General features: G+C 51.4%; 10 protein-coding genes. 3 read left to right on the forward strand and 7 right to left on the reverse strand.

Going from position 1 to position 16,836, the window contains the following annotated elements:
- Positions 1 to 14 precede the first annotated feature (14 nt).
- Complete coding sequence (locus GmarT_RS25310) at positions 15 to 785, forward strand: ABC transporter ATP-binding protein (RefSeq protein ID WP_002647225.1); 771 nt, start codon at positions 15 to 17, stop codon at positions 783 to 785.
- A complete protein-coding gene (locus GmarT_RS25315; protein ID WP_198139424.1) occupies positions 782 to 3,559 on the forward strand; it encodes an ABC transporter permease in 2,778 nt (925 codons plus the stop codon). The genes GmarT_RS25310 and GmarT_RS25315 overlap by 4 nt, the downstream gene beginning before the upstream one ends.
- A 124-nt stretch (positions 3,560 to 3,683) precedes the next feature.
- Here the strand turns inward: GmarT_RS25315 and GmarT_RS25320 are convergent, their stop codons facing one another.
- Together GmarT_RS25320 and GmarT_RS25325 are read right to left on the reverse strand one after the other, a co-directional pair.
- On the reverse strand, positions 3,684 to 5,063 hold the full coding sequence (locus tag GmarT_RS25320) for a PepSY-associated TM helix domain-containing protein (protein WP_002647223.1): 1,380 nt from the start codon (positions 5,061 to 5,063) through the stop codon (positions 3,684 to 3,686).
- Between the two features lie 74 nt (positions 5,064 to 5,137).
- Entirely contained in the window at positions 5,138 to 6,136 is a 999-nt protein-coding gene (locus tag GmarT_RS25325) for a DUF1559 domain-containing protein (protein ID WP_002647222.1), read from the reverse strand.
- 381 nt (positions 6,137 to 6,517) lie between these two features.
- On the opposite strand from GmarT_RS25325, the gene GmarT_RS25330 reads away from it, so the two are divergent.
- Complete coding sequence (locus GmarT_RS25330) at positions 6,518 to 6,730, forward strand: hypothetical protein (RefSeq protein ID WP_002647221.1); 213 nt, start codon at positions 6,518 to 6,520, stop codon at positions 6,728 to 6,730.
- A 141-nt stretch (positions 6,731 to 6,871) separates the two neighbouring features.
- Here the strand turns inward: GmarT_RS25330 and GmarT_RS25335 are convergent, their stop codons facing one another.
- The 5 genes from GmarT_RS25335 to GmarT_RS25355 form a co-directional block, all read right to left on the reverse strand.
- Positions 6,872 to 9,391, reverse strand: coding sequence for a DUF1592 domain-containing protein (locus GmarT_RS25335; RefSeq protein WP_002647220.1), 2,520 nt, complete (start codon positions 9,389 to 9,391; stop codon positions 6,872 to 6,874).
- A gap of 2 nt (positions 9,392 to 9,393) precedes the next feature.
- Positions 9,394 to 10,677, reverse strand: a complete 1,284-nt coding sequence (locus GmarT_RS25340) for a DUF1552 domain-containing protein (RefSeq protein ID WP_044238579.1) — start codon at positions 10,675 to 10,677, stop codon at positions 9,394 to 9,396.
- A 434-nt stretch (positions 10,678 to 11,111) separates the two neighbouring features.
- Positions 11,112 to 12,485: a sigma-54-dependent transcriptional regulator gene (locus GmarT_RS25345; protein WP_002647218.1), complete on the reverse strand. Its 1,374-nt coding sequence runs from the start codon at positions 12,483 to 12,485 to the stop codon at positions 11,112 to 11,114.
- Positions 12,482 to 13,957: a sensor histidine kinase gene (locus GmarT_RS25350; RefSeq protein ID WP_002647217.1), complete on the reverse strand. Its 1,476-nt coding sequence runs from the start codon at positions 13,955 to 13,957 to the stop codon at positions 12,482 to 12,484. Before GmarT_RS25350 ends, GmarT_RS25345 begins: the two co-directional genes overlap by 4 nt.
- Before the next feature lie 64 nt (positions 13,958 to 14,021).
- The gene (locus tag GmarT_RS25355; protein ID WP_002647215.1) at positions 14,022 to 16,826 is read right to left on the reverse strand and encodes a BatD family protein; all 2,805 of its coding nucleotides are present in this window, start codon (positions 16,824 to 16,826) and stop codon (positions 14,022 to 14,024) included.
- Positions 16,827 to 16,836: the final 10 nt, after the last annotated feature.

The following is a 16,836-nucleotide window of genomic DNA, read 5'->3' on the forward strand; positions in this document are numbered from 1 at the left end:
GAAATATATTCAACATGAACTCTCTCGACCATTCCTCTGTACCTCCGCTCAAAGTCGAATCCGTTGTCAAATGTTTTCACCAGGGGAAAACTGCCATCGCTGCGCTGGATGGCATCAATCTCACCGTTGAAACCGGAGAACTGGTTGCCATCATGGGCGCCTCTGGATCAGGCAAGAGCACCCTGTTACATGCCATGACCGGTCTGACGGACATCGATGCGGGAACAGTCAGTGTAGACGGTCAGGATCTGGCTGCACTCTCGGACTATCAGTTGACCAAATTTCGTGGACTCAATATCGGTCTGGTATTTCAGGCTTTTAACCTCATCCCCAGCCTGTCCGCGGAAGACAACATCCGCCTGCCTGCCACGGAGGAACCGGGGCTTGAAGAACGTGTGGACGCTTTGCTGGAACGACTGGACATGACAGACCGACGAACTCACAAGCCGGACGCCCTCTCGGGGGGCGAACAGCAGCGGATTGCCATCGCACGTGCCCTGATCACCAATCCCGCCATCCTGCTGGCAGATGAACCAACGGGTAGCCTCGATTCCGTATCCGGTCAGGAAATCTGTCGGCTGTTGCGGGAACTTTGCACCGAGCAGAAACGAACGATCGTGATTGTGACACATGAGCCGCATGTTGCCATGTGGGCCGACCGGGTCGTCGTTCTTAAAGATGGAAAGCACCTCGCGGAATTTGCTCCCAGCAGACATTTCGATCCGCAGAAAATCGCCAGCCAGTATCAGGGAGTTTTGAATGCGGCCGCGGGAGTCATGGCGTGAAAAAAGTAATTCGAGTTTCCCTTTCGTTTGTACGAGAACGTCCCCACCGAGTGATGCTCACTTCACTGGCAACCATTGCGGCCACCTGCATCGTGGTCTGGGTAGCCAGTGGATATGATATGCTTTTGAAAAACTTTGACATCTATTCAGATCTGGTTTTGGGACGCTACGAACTGGCAGTTGCTCCCATTGATCTGAATGGCGAAACGGTCGTACCTGCGGAAGTGCTGTCCGATTTGAGAAACGATTCCTCGGTCGCTGCCGCCGACCCCTTCTGGGGAGAAATGTTGAAAGTTCGCCCCCTTCACGCGCAAAAGAATGAGGAAGCGGACTCCCCCTCAGATCAGGATTCACGGCGACGACCGATTTCCATGATACTGACAACCGATTCGCGGGAGCCTCCATTCGACATGCACGCTGGTCGCTGGTTGGATCCATCCAGGCAGGGATCACATGAAATCGTTGTCAGAGCCGATGTTGCCCACACATGGGGGCTTGAAACTGGTGACTCTGTTTCCATCGGGGACGGTGATCAGACAGAGCCGTTTCAGGTGATCGGAATTGTCGATGCCCCCACCATCATTGGTCCGGGTGGAGAAGCTGCAATCCAGATCATTACTCCCGGCTCTGGTGAATTTTTTGTTTCCACTGCTGCCGCGGAAAAACTTTTCGCCAAACAGGCAGAGATCAGCATGATTGGCGTCGCGCTGCAGCCAGACGCTGATCTGACCCGTTTTCGCTTTGGCTGGGGTCCGCGGCTCAGTCGCTATTCAACCCCGGTGCAATTTCAGGAATTGATTGATATTGAAGAAGCACTCGATGAATCAGCCAGTGCGCAGAATGTCCTGATTCAGTCATATGCGGCAACAGGAATCGCCATTTTGATTGCAATGCTCGTCATTTTCTCGACCTTAAGTATGGGAATCACGGAACGGATTCGCCAGTATGCCATCCTGCGTGCGATCGGCTTCACACGTTTTGAAGTCGGCACCTTGATTGCCTGTGAAGGTTTATTGCTGGCAGCGATTGGCTTTGTGGGGGGAATTCTGCTTGGTCAGTTGCTGCTCTGGATGTCTGTTCGGGCGTCGGGAGGATTATTGCATCACGGTACATCCGTGGGACCATTCAGTCTTCTACTTGCGGGAGTCGCGACTTTTGGTGGTGCATTTCTGGCAGCACTAATTCCAATCTGGCAGGTCACAAGCGTCAAACCCATTGATGCCATGGCTCCGCGTCCGCAACTTGCCGGGCTGCAGGCAGTGCCCTGGAAAACCGTTGGACTGGGGCTGATTCTGATCTGCATCAACCCTCTACTGATATTTCTGTTTCTTCCAGACCACACGTATGGTGTGACGGCCACATTAATCATTGGTTTTGGTTCACTGGCAGTCGGTTTCGTTCTGCTGTCACCGGGAATTGTGATACTGGTTGACCGCTGGGGCAGCCCTGTGCTGGCGCGACTGTTCGGACTCGATCCCAAACTGCTGCGCAGCCAGATCACCAACCATCTGTGGCGGACGGTAGGAGCCGCCATCTCCATCGCCATCGGCACGGGGCTGTATATTGGAATTCTGGTCTGGGGGTTTACGATGCTGGAAGCTTTCATCCCCGGCCCGTGGGCGCCTGATGCGCTGATCGCCTTTCGTGAGGTTGAGATTCCTCCGGAGGAAGCAGCCGCACTCGCTGCAGTTCCCGGCATCGATCCAGAGCGGTGTGAACCGATCGTGGTCGAACAGCCGCGCCTGCTGAACGATCTGACAAACAGCGCTGAACGGGCCTCGGTTACCAGGCAGGACAATGTCGTCATCATCGGTATCGATCCGGAAGGTGCGTTTCTGGGAGAGCATCCCCTGTTCGACCTGGAATGGGTGGCCGGTTCACCGGAGTCAGCTGTTTCCCTGCTCCAACAGGGAAATGCCTGCGTGGTTCCCGATCACTTTTTGAAGGAGACAGGACTCGTGACAGGAGATCAGTTCACACTGGTCCCACCCGAGAATCCGGATCAACCGGTAAAATATACCATTGCTGGTGCAGTGCGATTACCAGGCTGGCACTGGCAGACAAAGTTAACCGGCTTCCGGTCCCGAACCCATCGGGCAGCCGCGCTGGCCTTCGCCAGCTATGAATCGGTCGCCCAGAACTTCAACAAACCGGTCGCCTCGTATGTCTGGTTCGATTATGCTTCGAATCAGTCCAATCCAGATCAGATCTTACAGGCTGCCCAAAAACAACTGCAGGTCCCTGCGATAGCAGCCAATGATGATCCGCTGGCATCATCTGAAGGTGCTCCTGGACTGCGCATGATGCCTGTAGAGAATATTCGTGCCATTACCCGCGGTGCCGCCAGTCGCTGGATCTGGATGCTGAGTCAGATTCCACTGATCACGATTCTGATCGCAGGATTTGGCGTACTGAATGTCATCTTTGCCTCGGTTAGATCTCGCCGCTGGGAAATGGGTGTACTGCGTTCGCTGGGCATCACCAGTTGGTCACTCGTGCTGGTCGTTCTGGCAGAAGGACTGCTGATCGGCATTGTCGCAGGCTTGATCAGCTTTGGATTTGGTATGCTGGCAGGCTGGTGCGGTGCCGGGATTGCACAATACTTCAGCTTTTTCGGCGGACTGCACCCCGATCTGTCCGTACCCTGGTTTGCCATTCTAAGTGGACTGGCTGGAATGCTGATATTCTCAGTCCTGATTGCGGTCTGGCCCGCTGTTTCGGTCGGTAAAAAACGTCCCCTGACACTGCTGCAGCAGGGTCGGGGAACGATTTAGATGATGTCCAGTTTTTATGTAGCGTCGCCAGAGACATTGGGAACGATTACTTTAGATTGACAGACACAATGCTGAAAGGTAATGCGTTCTTGCATGCTGTTCCGGGACCTGTGTTATTGTGATTTCACACTGCCTTTTTCTTGCGCAGCTGAGAAAAACAGATCCAGTCCAGTAAACAGATCAAAAGTATCGACACTCCCGCAACCGGCAGAAGAATTCCTACCACAATCATCAGAGCCCAACCCCAGGCTGGCAGTGATTGGGGAAGTGGCGCACGGGGAAAGCCACTGCGTCCGGTGGGACGGCGTTTCCACCACATCCAGATGCCCGTTACTGATAATCCCAATAAACCCAGACTGGCAATCATCGCCAGTATCTTAGTGGGCATTCCGAATATTTTCCCCATGTGAATCGAGACAGCCCAGAGCCGCACCCGATACAAAAAAGGCAGATCGGGTGGATCCAGAATACTGAATTTTTCCCCCGTATATTGATTCACAGAAACGGTACGCAGTGAATTTTTGTCATCATCAATCATATAAAAGGCTTTATGAGCCAGTTCCGGTTTTTCTGCAAAGCGAATGGCGACAGCGTCTTCACCGGATCGACTGTGTTCCAGAAATAATGGGACGACCTGGTCCAGCTTCATCGGTTGTGCTTCTGGTGAAGGCGCTGGTGCTTCCGCTGTCAGAAACCATTCGGGTGGCCAGTGCCCCATTTTCTTTACGGTTGTGTTAAAACCGGTCCCCAGAACCAGTGTAAAAAACAGACCGGTAAAAGCAATAATGCCGATGAGAGGCAGCAGGTAAAAGCCCGAGACCGCATGCCAGTCGCGGAGCACGGCATAAAACTTACCTTTAATCCGCGGCAGCCAGACTCCCGCATTCTTTTTGCCTCGTGGCCACCAGAGATAGAAACCACTCGCCAGCAGGATCAGCCCCCAGCAGGTAACAAGTTCAGACAGAATACGCCCCGTTGTCCCCAGCATCAGACTGCGATGAAGTTCAAGTACGACTGCAAAGAAATCGTGTTCTGCAATGCGGGTTCCCAGCAAACTTCCATCATAGGGATTGAGATAAATACGCTGGTGCTGATCGTCGGCCCGATTGCCTGGCTCCCCTTCGATGTGTGCAAGAAAGAAAACAGAATGCGCCGGATCGGAACGAACGACCATTCCCTCCAGATCTTCTGATGCCGCATGGCTGGCTGCAATCTCGCGGAGACGATCGTAGCTGACCCGTTCTTCCTCTTGTGGCGAAACTTTTAATAATGCCTGATCACGCCACTCAGAAATTTCCGTACTGAAAACATACATCGCACCCGTGATCGTAATCATCCAGAGTATCGGAGCAGACAAGATCCCTGCATAAAAATGCCAGCGCCAAACGATCGTATATAAGCCGCTTTTTGACGGTTTTGCATTCGGGCGCCCCGCTGATGTATCAGCCTGGGTTTCCTTTTGATTTTCATCTACCGCTGACGAGTTGGTGATTGTATCTGACATAGTGAGTCTCAAGATGAAACAGTATTGAATCCAGGCGCAATGAATTTATTTATACTTGATGGAAAGGTCTCAGATCAGAACTCTCCGATAACTTCTCCTCCACCGCGAGTCCAGAGTCCGCGGTACAAGTTGACATCAATGGAGTCACCCACAAAACGAACACTGCCATCACAGAGAACAACATTCGCTCCGCCAGTGTGATAGCTGCGGGCCGCAGTCAGCTTGGAAGAGCCATTAATGGCGTCTGCGGTATCACTGTTAGGTGTATAATAGCCATTCATCACAGGCCCTTCGGGCACAGTACCTCGTAACCAGGTCGTAAGGCGACCACTGTCCCAGTCGGTCTGTGATCCGGTATAAACATCGGAAGAAACCATACGTCGATACAGCAGAGGATTCGTAATGGGCTCGGTGTTGGACGTCCGGGTTCCATTTCCACGTGTTGATTCAGCAAAGGCGATCGTATTGGTAGTACCATCGGTGATATCTCGCATTTTCAGGTTGGCCCCCACCCAGCAGAGACCATCGCCGGTTCGCATGGGATGTACCTGCCCCGGATCTGGAATCTGAATGCCACTGCTTTGATTCATGGCATAGTTGGTACCCGCATAAACGGTTCCGGCAGGATAAGTCGGAATGTGGTTGACCGCAGGCGCCGGATCGCTGGGACACAGGAACATCGGCACAACTGTTTTAGCGACTTCATGCATGGAAACAGGCAGATCGCCCAGTGCCGGATGCCCCATCTGGATGTTGAAATCAACCAGATTCTGCAGGTTGGCCTGATCCGCATAAGGCAGCAGTTTGGCCAGTGGAGAATGGTCATTGGGATAACCGGAGAGTGTCCCCCCTGCGTTCGGAATCGATTCAGCCCAAGTACTCATATAATTGTGCATGGCCAGACCGATTTGTTTCATATTGTTTTTACACTGTGTCCGACGGGCGGCTTCGCGGGCCTGTTGCACAGCAGGTAACAGCAAAGCGATCAGAATTGCGATAATCGCAATAACCACAAGGAGTTCGATCAGGGTGAAAGCAGACCGGGTGCGCTGTTCGCGCGCAGAGAAAAACATGGTTGTCTCCTGGAAAGGTTTTTGGTGGGGCTCAGTGGTCCTGTTGATTTACAAATCTCAGGCAACACAAAACACAACCTGTTCCGGGCGACGGCGGGGAATAGTTGATACTGAGTCTCAATTACTACTGATGAGAATAATTATAAGACTAACAGATTGCAAGTAACAAAATAATTACTGAAGCAGGACTGTGATATCTTCTCCAACGTTCGATCAGCACTTTGCTTCCCATAACGTATCGAATATTTCACAGTTGAAGGCGTTGATGTAACCGTTCACTCAGGGAGTCGTCTGTAACCTGTTAATCCTATCGTCTGGATGTGCTCCAGAGCTTTCCATTTGTGACGTTTTGTGGCACGGGGGGTTCTCGGAATAGTTCTGATGATGAAAGAAACATCAAAGCTAAACCGTAAGGCATCATTCCGTATTGACAAAGTCCGTGGCGATCTCCGCGGTAAAGTCTGGTACCTCACCTGCCATGAAAATGGAAAGCGATTGCCCCAAATTGGCCCGGGCAAAAAACAGGCCGGGCAGATGACTCGCCCGTTCAATCCTCAACAGGAGGCACACACGAATACTGTTTTCATTTTTTGAGACAGGTGAGGCGAATGCATGTTCAAAGCGAGAAAGCACACTGTCAGGGTTAAAAACGATCTGACGTACAACGTCATGCAGACGAAGATGCTGATGATCTGAATTGAAAGCCCCAACCAGTTTTCAAAGTCTTGAACCAGTTCAACGAGATCGAAAGATCCGAGAGGTCATGACTTCGAGCATGATTGACTGCAGACCGTAGTTTTCGGTTTTGACGCGTTTCAGGATATCTTCGATCTCGTACTGGTCGGCGCGTTCCATCTGCCGTCCGGTTGAGTAGGTGAGCAGTTTTTCAATCAGGCAGTGGGTGAACTGATCAAGGCGGTTTTCGAGCAGCACATGCTTAAAGTCTTCGAAATCTTTGAATGTTTCGCCAGAAGGCAGTTTGCCCGTGGGATCGACCTTCGGGCCGCTTCCTTTTCCTTTTGGATGAGGGTACTTTTCGCGCCAGCGACCGATCGGGTCAAATGATTCCAGTGCGTGACCGTGGGGATCGATGTTTCGATGGCAGACAAAACAGGTCTGGTCTTGACTGTGTTTTGCCAGTCTCTCACGAATTGTCTTTGCTCCACTGACATCAGGATCAATGGCAGGCACTTCGTCAGGCGGAGGGGGTGGCGGAGAGCCGAGCAGATTTTCGAGCACATAGACGCCGCGGGTGACCGGCGATGTATCGACGCCATTGGCGCTGACTGTCAGTACGCCAGCCATACCGAGTAAGCCGCCGCGTCGTTTTGTGCCTGAGAGTTTGACGCGTTGGAAGCCATCTTTCAGTCGCAGTTTATCTTTTTCAGGCAATTGATAGAGATGGGCCAGTTTTTTATCAACGAAGGTATAGTCAGCGTCCAGAAATTTCTCGACCGATCCATCCTCATCAAGCAGGGAACGGAAAAACAGGCGGGCCTCCTGTTTCATCGATTCCGGCAGGTTTTGAGCGTAATATTCCCAGGCAGCTCTGCGTGGCGGAGGCTGGTCGCCTATGGCCCGAAGATTGAGCCAGCTGTCAAGAAAGCCGTTGACGAATTCATCCGAACGGGAATCTTTCAAAAGACGTCGAATCTGCTTCTGTAATTCTTCTTTTTTCTTCAGGCGACCAGAGGCGGCCGTAGCGAGCAACTCTGCATCAGGCGGTGCTGTCCAGAGAGCATAGGAAAGTCGCGATGCCAGATCATAGGGATGCAATTCGCGTTCATCCTCGGGTGTGATCTCACTGAGATATAAAAACGAGGGAGAGCAAAGAATCATTTTCAGTGTATCGAGGGCCGCCTGACGTGGCGTCGCCTGCTCGGATAATCGTCGTTCGTAAAGAGTTTTAATCCGCCGTTGATCGGCTTCACTCAGCGGACGTCGATACGCTTTTTTTGCAAAGGCAAAGAGTTGTTCCAAAGCATGGTCCTGCTGAAACCCCGCTTTCCCGAACACGGCTACTTCTTCTTTGCTGCCATCTGGTTCTGGAATTGGACCACGGATTTTGATTTCGCTGATCCTGATATGAGGCAGCTTGCCTTCTCGAAGAAGAGTGGTTCGACTGACACCTGCCACCGGCTTCTTAAATTCATCTTTGTAGCGTTTGTTGAGAGAGATGACAGATGCCCGCGACTCATAGGGGCCATTCGGAAAAATAAAACGCGGCGTCTGTCCTGCATCCAGCCAGACGCGAAACTTCAACCACTCGGGTTTGTCATCCGGGACCACGGTGCTGGCCAGGATCGGTTCGATCGCCTGCGGATAATGGATATGTCCTTTCGTTACATCGCCGGGAACAACCGCCAGTTGAAAAGGTTCTGAAAAGTCGATGCGGAATATCTTGGGATCGTAGTGCGTGTCGCGGTGCAGCGCCTGGGCCTGGACTTCAATATCATACAGTCCCGAGGCCGGCACTCCTGCCAGGAAATCTTCGATATGACCATAGCCCCCCTGGCGCGTGTCGGTATTGGGCTGTTCGTAGAGGCAAAGATACTTATATTTGAATACACTTCGATGGGGGCCCGAGAGTTCTTCGTACTGTTTGAAATTGTCTTTAAAGTGCCACGACTTGGGTTTCATCTCCTGTTTTCCCAGACGAGTCTCGACCAGTCGGGAGGCGGCCTGGAAATACTGATCCAGCAGAAATCCGGATGTCACCAGCGACTCCCCGATGTTATCCATATGCTGGCTGGTTTCTTCCCTGGGGAAGTCTGCCGTCAACCCCAGCGTATCGACACGACGATCAAACAGGGTCGCCAACGTATTTTCATATTCCCGATTGGAGAGGCGACGCATGATCGTGCGCGAGCCGGTACTTTCAAACTGGCTCCGTGCTTCCTGAATGCCATCGCGTAAGGCACCGATCAGGGCGAGCCGTTCCTTGTCGGTCGGTTGGTCCGATTCTTCAGGGGGCATCTTCCGCAGCGTGACCTGGTCGATGATCCCGTCAGCGGTGATCAATTGCTGTTGTGTTTTGATCGGCAGTGAAAACGTTTCGAACTCGCGCTCGCCATCGGCAGTCGCGACGTCATGGCAATCAAAACAGTATTTTTTCAACAGCCGCGTGACGGTCGGATTGTGTTTGTGCTGCGGTTCCGCTGCAGCGCAAGGCGTCAGCAGAGAAACACAGAACACGAATCCACAAACAGCGCGAAACGCTCGTTTGCAGAGAGTCTTAACGAACTGCGTAATCATCTTCAGGAGAACCTTCCGGTACTCGTGCCGAACGAATCTTTTTCAACACCCATTTTCTGGGCGATATCCAGGAAGAGGTTGCACAACGGGACCTTGCCTGGTCCTTTGGAGGGGACTTTCCTGAACTCACCTGTTGCATACCCGCCTCCTGCCAGAATAATGGGGAGATCTGAGTTGGTGTGTGAATTGGCATTTCCCATGCCGCTGCCGAACAGGACCGCGGTCGAATCAAGCAGGGTCTGCTCGCCGTCAGGGATTCCCGCCAGACGAGTCAGGAATTTGCCAAACTGCTCAATCTGATATTGTTCAAGAGTAACCAGGTACCCGATCGACTCATCGTTGTTACCATGATGCGAAAGACCATGGTAGGACTTATTGATACCCAGGTGCTGAGGCAAAAAGCTGCCGCCGATTTCCAGAGTGGCAATCCGTGTGGAATCGGTCTGGAGAGCCAGGGCGATCAACTCGTAGAGCATCGGCAGGTCTTCGACGGTGTTCTTATCGGCGGGCTTGTCAAAGGGGGCCTGCGGCTTGGGCTGATCGGACCAGATCTGGCGGAGTTTCAGACGTTTTTCGACATCGCGAATGGAACTGAAATATTCATCGAGTTTTGCCTTGTCTTCGCTGTTAACTCGTTTCGAAAGCGAACGGGCTTCGTCGTGAATGGAATCCAGAATCGACTCCTGCAGTGAGTTCTCTTTTACTTTCCTTGCCTGGACCTGTTTGGAATCGGCAACGAACAGTCGGTCAAACAATTCAGCAGGGCCTGTAATTGGTGGGACCCGCACACCTGACTTGGTCCATGAGAGTTGACAACCACCATGGATGCCCCCTTCTGACCCGACCGTGAGTGACGGAAATCGGGTCTGATTACCGATTTCATCCGCGATGAATTGATCAATTGTGACATTGCCGTCTGTACGGTTTTTAGACTCATGATGGAGCAAACCTGACAGGAACGTATGCACGGCAAAGTGACCGCCGCGCAATCCATGATCAAGTCCACGATAAACGGTCAGTTGATTGCGATTCGCTGCGAGCGGTTTGAGCAACGTGGTTTCTTCAAACTCTTTACCGGTTTTCTCAGGGAAAAAATGCTTCAGTTGAAAACCGAGCAAGTTTCCAACCGCGACAAACCGTTGTGCACCCGCACCGGCTCCCCGAGACTGGGCAATCGCTGAGTTCCCCGCGAGTGCGCTGCTCATCAGAGAGGGCAGCCCAGGCAGAGCAAGAGATCCGGCAATGGAACGGAGAACGAATCGACGGCGATTGATTTTATTGTTCATATCTGCAATCTGTTGAATCACTGAGGGAACTTACAAACCTATTGATAGTCTCGTCGTTTGAAATTCGCTTCCCTAAACAGCTGAAAGTATTTTCAAAATATACAGAGAGACTGATCAAGTGCCTGAACCTGACCACATGATTTTACCCGAAACGGGGATGCAACGCTATGTATATTTACCACAAGATATTCAATAAACCATCTGATCCGCGTTGTGAAACCGGTACAATTGCAGGCATTTACTGCCCTGGGAGACTTATCCAGGCCTGCGGTTGCAACTGACAACTCACCAGAGAAAAAGACCGCCATTCAAGACGTTTACGATACAACCCAGGATACCATGGCAGGAACTATCACTGATGGTTCTGACTTTCTCCCTAATCCGACCCCATTTCACAGGTGACCTTGAAAATCAGTTCTCGCGGTAGGGCCGCATTATTCGGACTCATTCTGTTTGAGTTTGCGGTAGATGGTTTTTCTATCGAGGCCGAGGATGCGTGCGGCCTGGCTTTGGTTGCCGCCGGTCGCTTCCAGTACATGGGTGATGTAGCGGCGTTCAAGTTCTTCCAGTGAGACAAGTTCCTCGGGGTCCAGTCCGTCAATCAGGATTTGATTACTCTGATAGTTCGTAATCTTCTCTGGCAAGTCGGCAACGGTAATCTTATCGTGCCGGGTTAATGCAACCGCACGTTCCATCACGTTTCGTAATTCGCGAATGTTTCCGGGCCAGTGATACTGGAGCAGTTTTTCTGCCACTCCCTCTGCCAGATCCGTAACATGTTTGTTTTCAGCAGTGGAAAACTGTTTGAGAAAGTGTTCCGCTAAGCGTAACACGTCGGTCCCGCGAGAGCGAAGGGGTGGCAAGTGCAATCCGATCACGTTAATGCGGTAGAACAGATCTTCCCGAAACTTTCCGTCAGAGACCGCCGATTCGAGATCGCGATTGGTAGCACAGATGACCCGGACATCAAACGGTAATTCCTTATCAGATCCGACTGGTCGCAATACGCGTTCTTCTAACGTACGCAGCAGTTTGACCTGCATTGACATTGGCATCTCACCCATTTCGTCGAGCAACAGCGTACCGCCGTCTGCCTCGAGAAATAAACCGCGGCGTTCACTTCGGGCATCCGTGAATGCTCCTTTGACGTGTCCGAACAATTCACTTTCTAACAGGGATTCGGAGAGCGCAGCGCAGTTGATCGCTACAAAAGGTTTTTCCGCGCGCCGCGAATGTGCATGTATGGAACGCGAGACCAGTTCCTTGCCCGTACCACTTTCGCCGGTGATCAACACGCCAGCATCGGAAACGGCAACCCGTTCGAGTTGATCGTATAATTTCTGCATAGCAGGGCTGCTGCCGATCATGTCACCGAAAGATCGGACGGCTTGACCGGATTCTTTTAACAGCCGTACCTGTTCGGTGAGCCGATGGTGATCAATCGCCCGACGAACCGTGATTGCCAGCAGATCCATCTCAATTGGCTTGGTGATAAAATCATAAGCTCCTGCCCGCATTGCAGAGACTGCGGTTTCCAGACTTCCAAAGGCTGTCATCAGGACGACTGGTATGTCAGGGCGAAATTCGGTGAGTTGTTGACAAAGTTGTAAGCCCGTCGTTCCCGGCATGCGGATATCGGTTAATACAACATCATAGTTATTATGGTCGATCGCAGAAATAGCCTGTGTGGCATCTGTGAACCAGTCGACCTGCAGACCCCGCAATCGCAAATCGATTTCGATAAGTTCACACATTGACTGCTCATCATCAATCACCAGAATTCGCGGATGATCAGAGTTTTCGTTCATTGCTCATCTTTCTGATTGTCTAACGGCAACCACACACGAAAGGTTGTTCCCTGATCTTTCTCACTTGCAACATCAATCCAGCCGCCATGCTCACGGACAATTCCATAAGCAATGGAAAGTCCCAAACCCGTTCCTTCGCCGACATCTTTTGTCGTATAGAATGGCTCAAATACATGCTCTGTTTCGATATTAGTCATACCGGTTCCGGTATCGATCACTTCCAGGCAGGCAAAGCGATTTAATTCTGATTCAATCATCGCCGGTGGCTGAATATCTTCTGAATGCACTGTAATCCTGATTTTTCCACCGTCGGGAATTGCCTGGATCGCGTTACTGATCAGGTTGGTGATGACCTGTTGCAACTGCCCGGGATCCCCGACTGTGTTGACTGGTAAGTTTTCATTCGCACTGACTATTAATTCCACATGTGCTTTCATTGCCAGTGGCTGCATCAGTTCGCACGTCTGTTGAGCCAGGCGTATGAGATCAATCGACGCCTGCTCGGTTCCTGTGCGGCGGGCAAAATCGAGCAACTGACGGATAATGGCCGTCATGCGTTCGGTTTCTTTCTGAATGGTCTGTGCGCTGGAACGGACATCCGCTTCAGAAAGCTGTCCACTGGAAATTAAACCTGCCCGCCCCGAAACTACATTTAATGGTGTGCCCAGTTCATGCGCGACGCCGGCCGCCAGTGTACCGACCGTTCCCAGTCGATCGATGTGGCGAAGTTGCTGCTGTGTCTGCAGTCTGGTTTCGGTTTCCGCTTCAATTGTCGCCCGCTGTTCCTGCAAACGATAACTCATCTCACTGATTGCGAATGCAAGTTGACCAAATTCGTCATTTGAAGAAATCGCCGGAGGTTGACCGAATTCTCCCTTGCCAATCTGTTCAACCTGTTTCATCAGCTTGCGTAATGGACTGGCGACGAGCTTGAGTCCCCCCCAGTAGATCACGAAACCGGAAAGAAGTGTCACGCCGAATAAGGATAAGATCGAGGCTTGAAACGAACGGCGAACATTCGCCTCGGAATTCAACAGCGGCGTTGCGACTTCGACTGCGCCTGGAACGTCTCCGGAAAGGGTGAGTGGTACATAAGTTAACTGTTTCGTTTTTCCGTCTTTATCGGAAATCGATATGCTTGAAATGCTGCGAGAAAGCGTTTCCGTATCAGAGGAGAGATTGTCTGAGCCTTCTTGGGCATCATCTGATTTCTCCGGAGCGATCCAACGCATCGCAGGTCCTGAAGTCGTGCGGCGTGTCACCTCTATTGCCTGCTGAATCCGCACCGTACCGCCGTCGCGATAAGCCTGTTCTATGGTAGGTTTGAGAGCATGCACCAGATCGACGGCACTGTCTTCATTCGATTGTTGCGACCATGCGCGTTGCTGCCTGACGGTCTGCCAGGAGAACAAGGCGACAATCCCCAGAACTCCCACCATGAATATCAGAATCAGTTTAGCTGCCAGTTTCATTCATGTAATTCCTGGAGGGAGGCGTTGACGGGAGGGGCTGAAAGATCAGCGGTTTCTGCAGACATCATAGCAGTTCGAGCACACGATCAGGAACCCATCCTGTCTGGCCTTGTGCGGTTTCAATTTGCGTCCAGGTTCCCCGGTGCGCCAGTGTTTGTACTCGATGTCCTTCGGCAGAATCCAAAACAGCGACTTCTGCGAATTGTTCTCCGTCTCCGGCATGTAATTTCAAATGTTGTTCAACAATGACCGCATTTCCCTGCGGAGCAGTGTTACCAGTATGCAGGTATATGGAAACCAGGGACACCAATAAGAGTAAGCCGGGCAGAGTGCCGAATTTCCATAATGACAGTTTATGATCCATGGTCCGTAAAATCAGGAGTCCCCAAAACGCGAGAGATGAAATAACCAGCACAGCGATAACGGTCTGCTGACCAACCAGCTTGATTAAGTCCGCATTCCCGTTTTTCAATTTTAACAGCAGACTCTCGTCAGGACCAGAGAGTTTTTGCGGCGTATCTGCTGTTTTCACCATGCCTTGTGCTGCGTTGAGATTCACCTGAAACTGCCGATTGTCCGGTTCGATCTTCAATGCCCGATTGTAATTCGCAATTGCGCGACCCAGTTGATTGGATTGCAGATATGCATTACCCAGGTTGAAGTACAGGTCAGCATTCGAAATTCCAGAGTCAACCAGCAACTGATATTTTTTTGCTGCACGCAGAAACAGATCTTTTGCATCGGCCGCGTTTGTCTCTGCAAGAGAGAGCCCGTTCCGATATGACTCGCTCGCATCATTGAGAATAACTTCCCGCTGTGACTGATCAAGCTGAACGTGCGGCTCAGACGACAGTCCCGTCGCAGTGATATCGTTTGCCATCGCTGTCGATGCAGCAGATGCCAGCACCAGCCCCAGCAGCATAGCGGCGGGTTGTGAGAACCTGGCGTGTTTCTTCAGTTTGTCCTTCGATTTCTGTGAGCGACGAATACGGCGACTCGACTGTGAATTGATCTGGTCGGCTAACCGGCTCAGAAATTCGAGCGCTGTCGATCTTTGTTCTTCCAGGTCAACCGGGGCTCCATAGCTGATATTACTGTGACTGAGCTGCTCGAGCAGCGCTTCTGCTTCCGCTGCCAGTTCGTAGAATCCCGCAGCACGTATCGCTCCGATGGTTGAAGAAGTCTCATCGAGATTCTCAGCGACTGCCGCGGACTTTCTCGCAGGAAACATTTTCTGTATGTATTGCAGTAATGCATGAGCAATCACTGTCTGATCCTTCGCATTTGAGATTTGTGTGAAGCAGCGAGCCTGTGGTGATCGCAGTGACGGCAGATGTTCTGCAATCCAGTGTCGATACCTGGTGATCAAAGTGATGACCCACATCACCGGTGGCACAACAACTGCCAGCCACCACCAGTTCCAGGCAGACTGTGGCTGTTGAGAAATGAGTACACTGGGTGCATCGAAATTGATGAAACTCGGTGTAAGCGAAATTGCATTTTGTGTTGCGTTCTGTTGTTTCGAATTCGTGCTTTTAGCGCCCACAATAGAGTCCAATGCGAGCGAATCTGCTTTTTCCACGGTAATCTTGATCGGGGATGAGTGTACGGTTTCAAACTGTTCGGTTTCCGGATTGAAGAAACTGAATGGGATCGCAGGGATCTCCGTGATACCTGCCTGACGTGGACGAATTGTTGTCGAGAAGACTTTACTGTCATCTTTGACATAGCCTGCCAGGGGCTGATTCGAAACCTTGAATTCTTTCAACTCGGGTAACTCAGACAAAGGCGGAGCCTGTACCAGTTCCATCGGACCAGTACCGACGATACCCAGATTCAAGGTAATCGAATCGCCTGCATGCACATTAACGGGTGATGCCTGGGTAACGATATTGTACTGTCCGACCGCGCCGCGATAATCTGCAGGGCGACCTTCCGTTGGTACCGGTATCACTTCGGTGGCATCAACTGTGGCCCCTGCTACCACTGGCCTTGAAGATGCAACTGATAACCGATTACTGAATGGGGAGGACATAAAACCTCCACCGAAGGGACTGTCTTCGAAGAAACGATCGAACGGATCTCGTGAGCGTCCCAATGCTGTGGGATAGTTCACCACGATCTGCAGATCATCGCCAGATATTTTGCCAGCCTTGGTCGGGTAGACCTTCGCAGTAATCTCATACATGTAATAGGCACGTTCTTCGCCTTGACCGTTATCGTGCAATACTTCTTTTCCGCCAGGACGCTGACGGCTGTTTGCCATTTCTTCAATGCGTTTCTGGAAACTGCCCCATGCCGTCTGATCGGAGATCATATTCCACATATCACCTTCTGAGAGGGTCAACTCGTGATCCTGGTCGCGATATGGCTTGATGTAAATCCTCAGAACCATTTCCAGTGGCTGTCCCACAAACACCTTCTCTTTTTTCCCTTCAAGCTCTACAAATAACAGGTCACCGGTTTCACTTTTTGTAGCGATGATCCTGATCGCTTCGGTTTCGACGTCTTTTCCATCCACTTTAAATTTCAGCGGAGGGATCTCGAATGTGCCTGCGCGACGCGGCGTGATCAGGTAATTCAGAATCACACTACGGCTTTCACTGCGGCGGCCGTTGATAATCGTTACCTGAGAACTTTGCGATGGCGATCCGGCAGAACGTATTTCGATTCCGTCGATTTGTGGTAAAGCGGGCTGTTCATAATCCTTCGCATTCTTGATGGCGATCTGCATCTGAATCGGAGAGCCAACATAGGCTTCGCGAGATGAGAGGCTCATTGATACATCACCGGCAAACGCAGAACTGCCTGCAATCCCAACAGTGAGTATGGTCAGTATGGCGCGAATATAATTTTTTGTATGATCCATGATTCTTCCA

The sequence above is a fragment of the Gimesia maris genome (assembly GCF_008298035.1).
In the GTDB taxonomy this organism is placed as follows: Bacteria; Planctomycetota; Planctomycetia; order Planctomycetales; family Planctomycetaceae; genus Gimesia; species Gimesia maris.

Excerpts from the sequence above, each read along its gene's own strand:
- GmarT_RS25310 (WP_002647225.1), top strand. The coding sequence starts at position 15 with ATGAACTCTCTCGACCATTCCTCTGTACCTCCGCTCAAAGTCGAATCC.
- GmarT_RS25320 (WP_002647223.1), bottom strand. The coding sequence starts at position 5,063 with ATGTCAGATACAATCACCAACTCGTCAGCGGTAGATGAAAATCAAAAG.
- GmarT_RS25325 (WP_002647222.1), bottom strand. The coding sequence starts at position 6,136 with ATGTTTTTCTCTGCGCGCGAACAGCGCACCCGGTCTGCTTTCACCCTG.
- GmarT_RS25330 (WP_002647221.1), top strand. The coding sequence starts at position 6,518 with ATGATGAAAGAAACATCAAAGCTAAACCGTAAGGCATCATTCCGTATT.
- GmarT_RS25335 (WP_002647220.1), bottom strand. The coding sequence starts at position 9,391 with ATGATTACGCAGTTCGTTAAGACTCTCTGCAAACGAGCGTTTCGCGCT.
- GmarT_RS25340 (WP_044238579.1), bottom strand. The coding sequence starts at position 10,677 with ATGAACAATAAAATCAATCGCCGTCGATTCGTTCTCCGTTCCATTGCC.
- GmarT_RS25345 (WP_002647218.1), bottom strand. The coding sequence starts at position 12,485 with ATGAACGAAAACTCTGATCATCCGCGAATTCTGGTGATTGATGATGAG.
- GmarT_RS25350 (WP_002647217.1), bottom strand. The coding sequence starts at position 13,957 with ATGAAACTGGCAGCTAAACTGATTCTGATATTCATGGTGGGAGTTCTG.
- GmarT_RS25355 (WP_002647215.1), bottom strand. The coding sequence starts at position 16,826 with ATGGATCATACAAAAAATTATATTCGCGCCATACTGACCATACTCACT.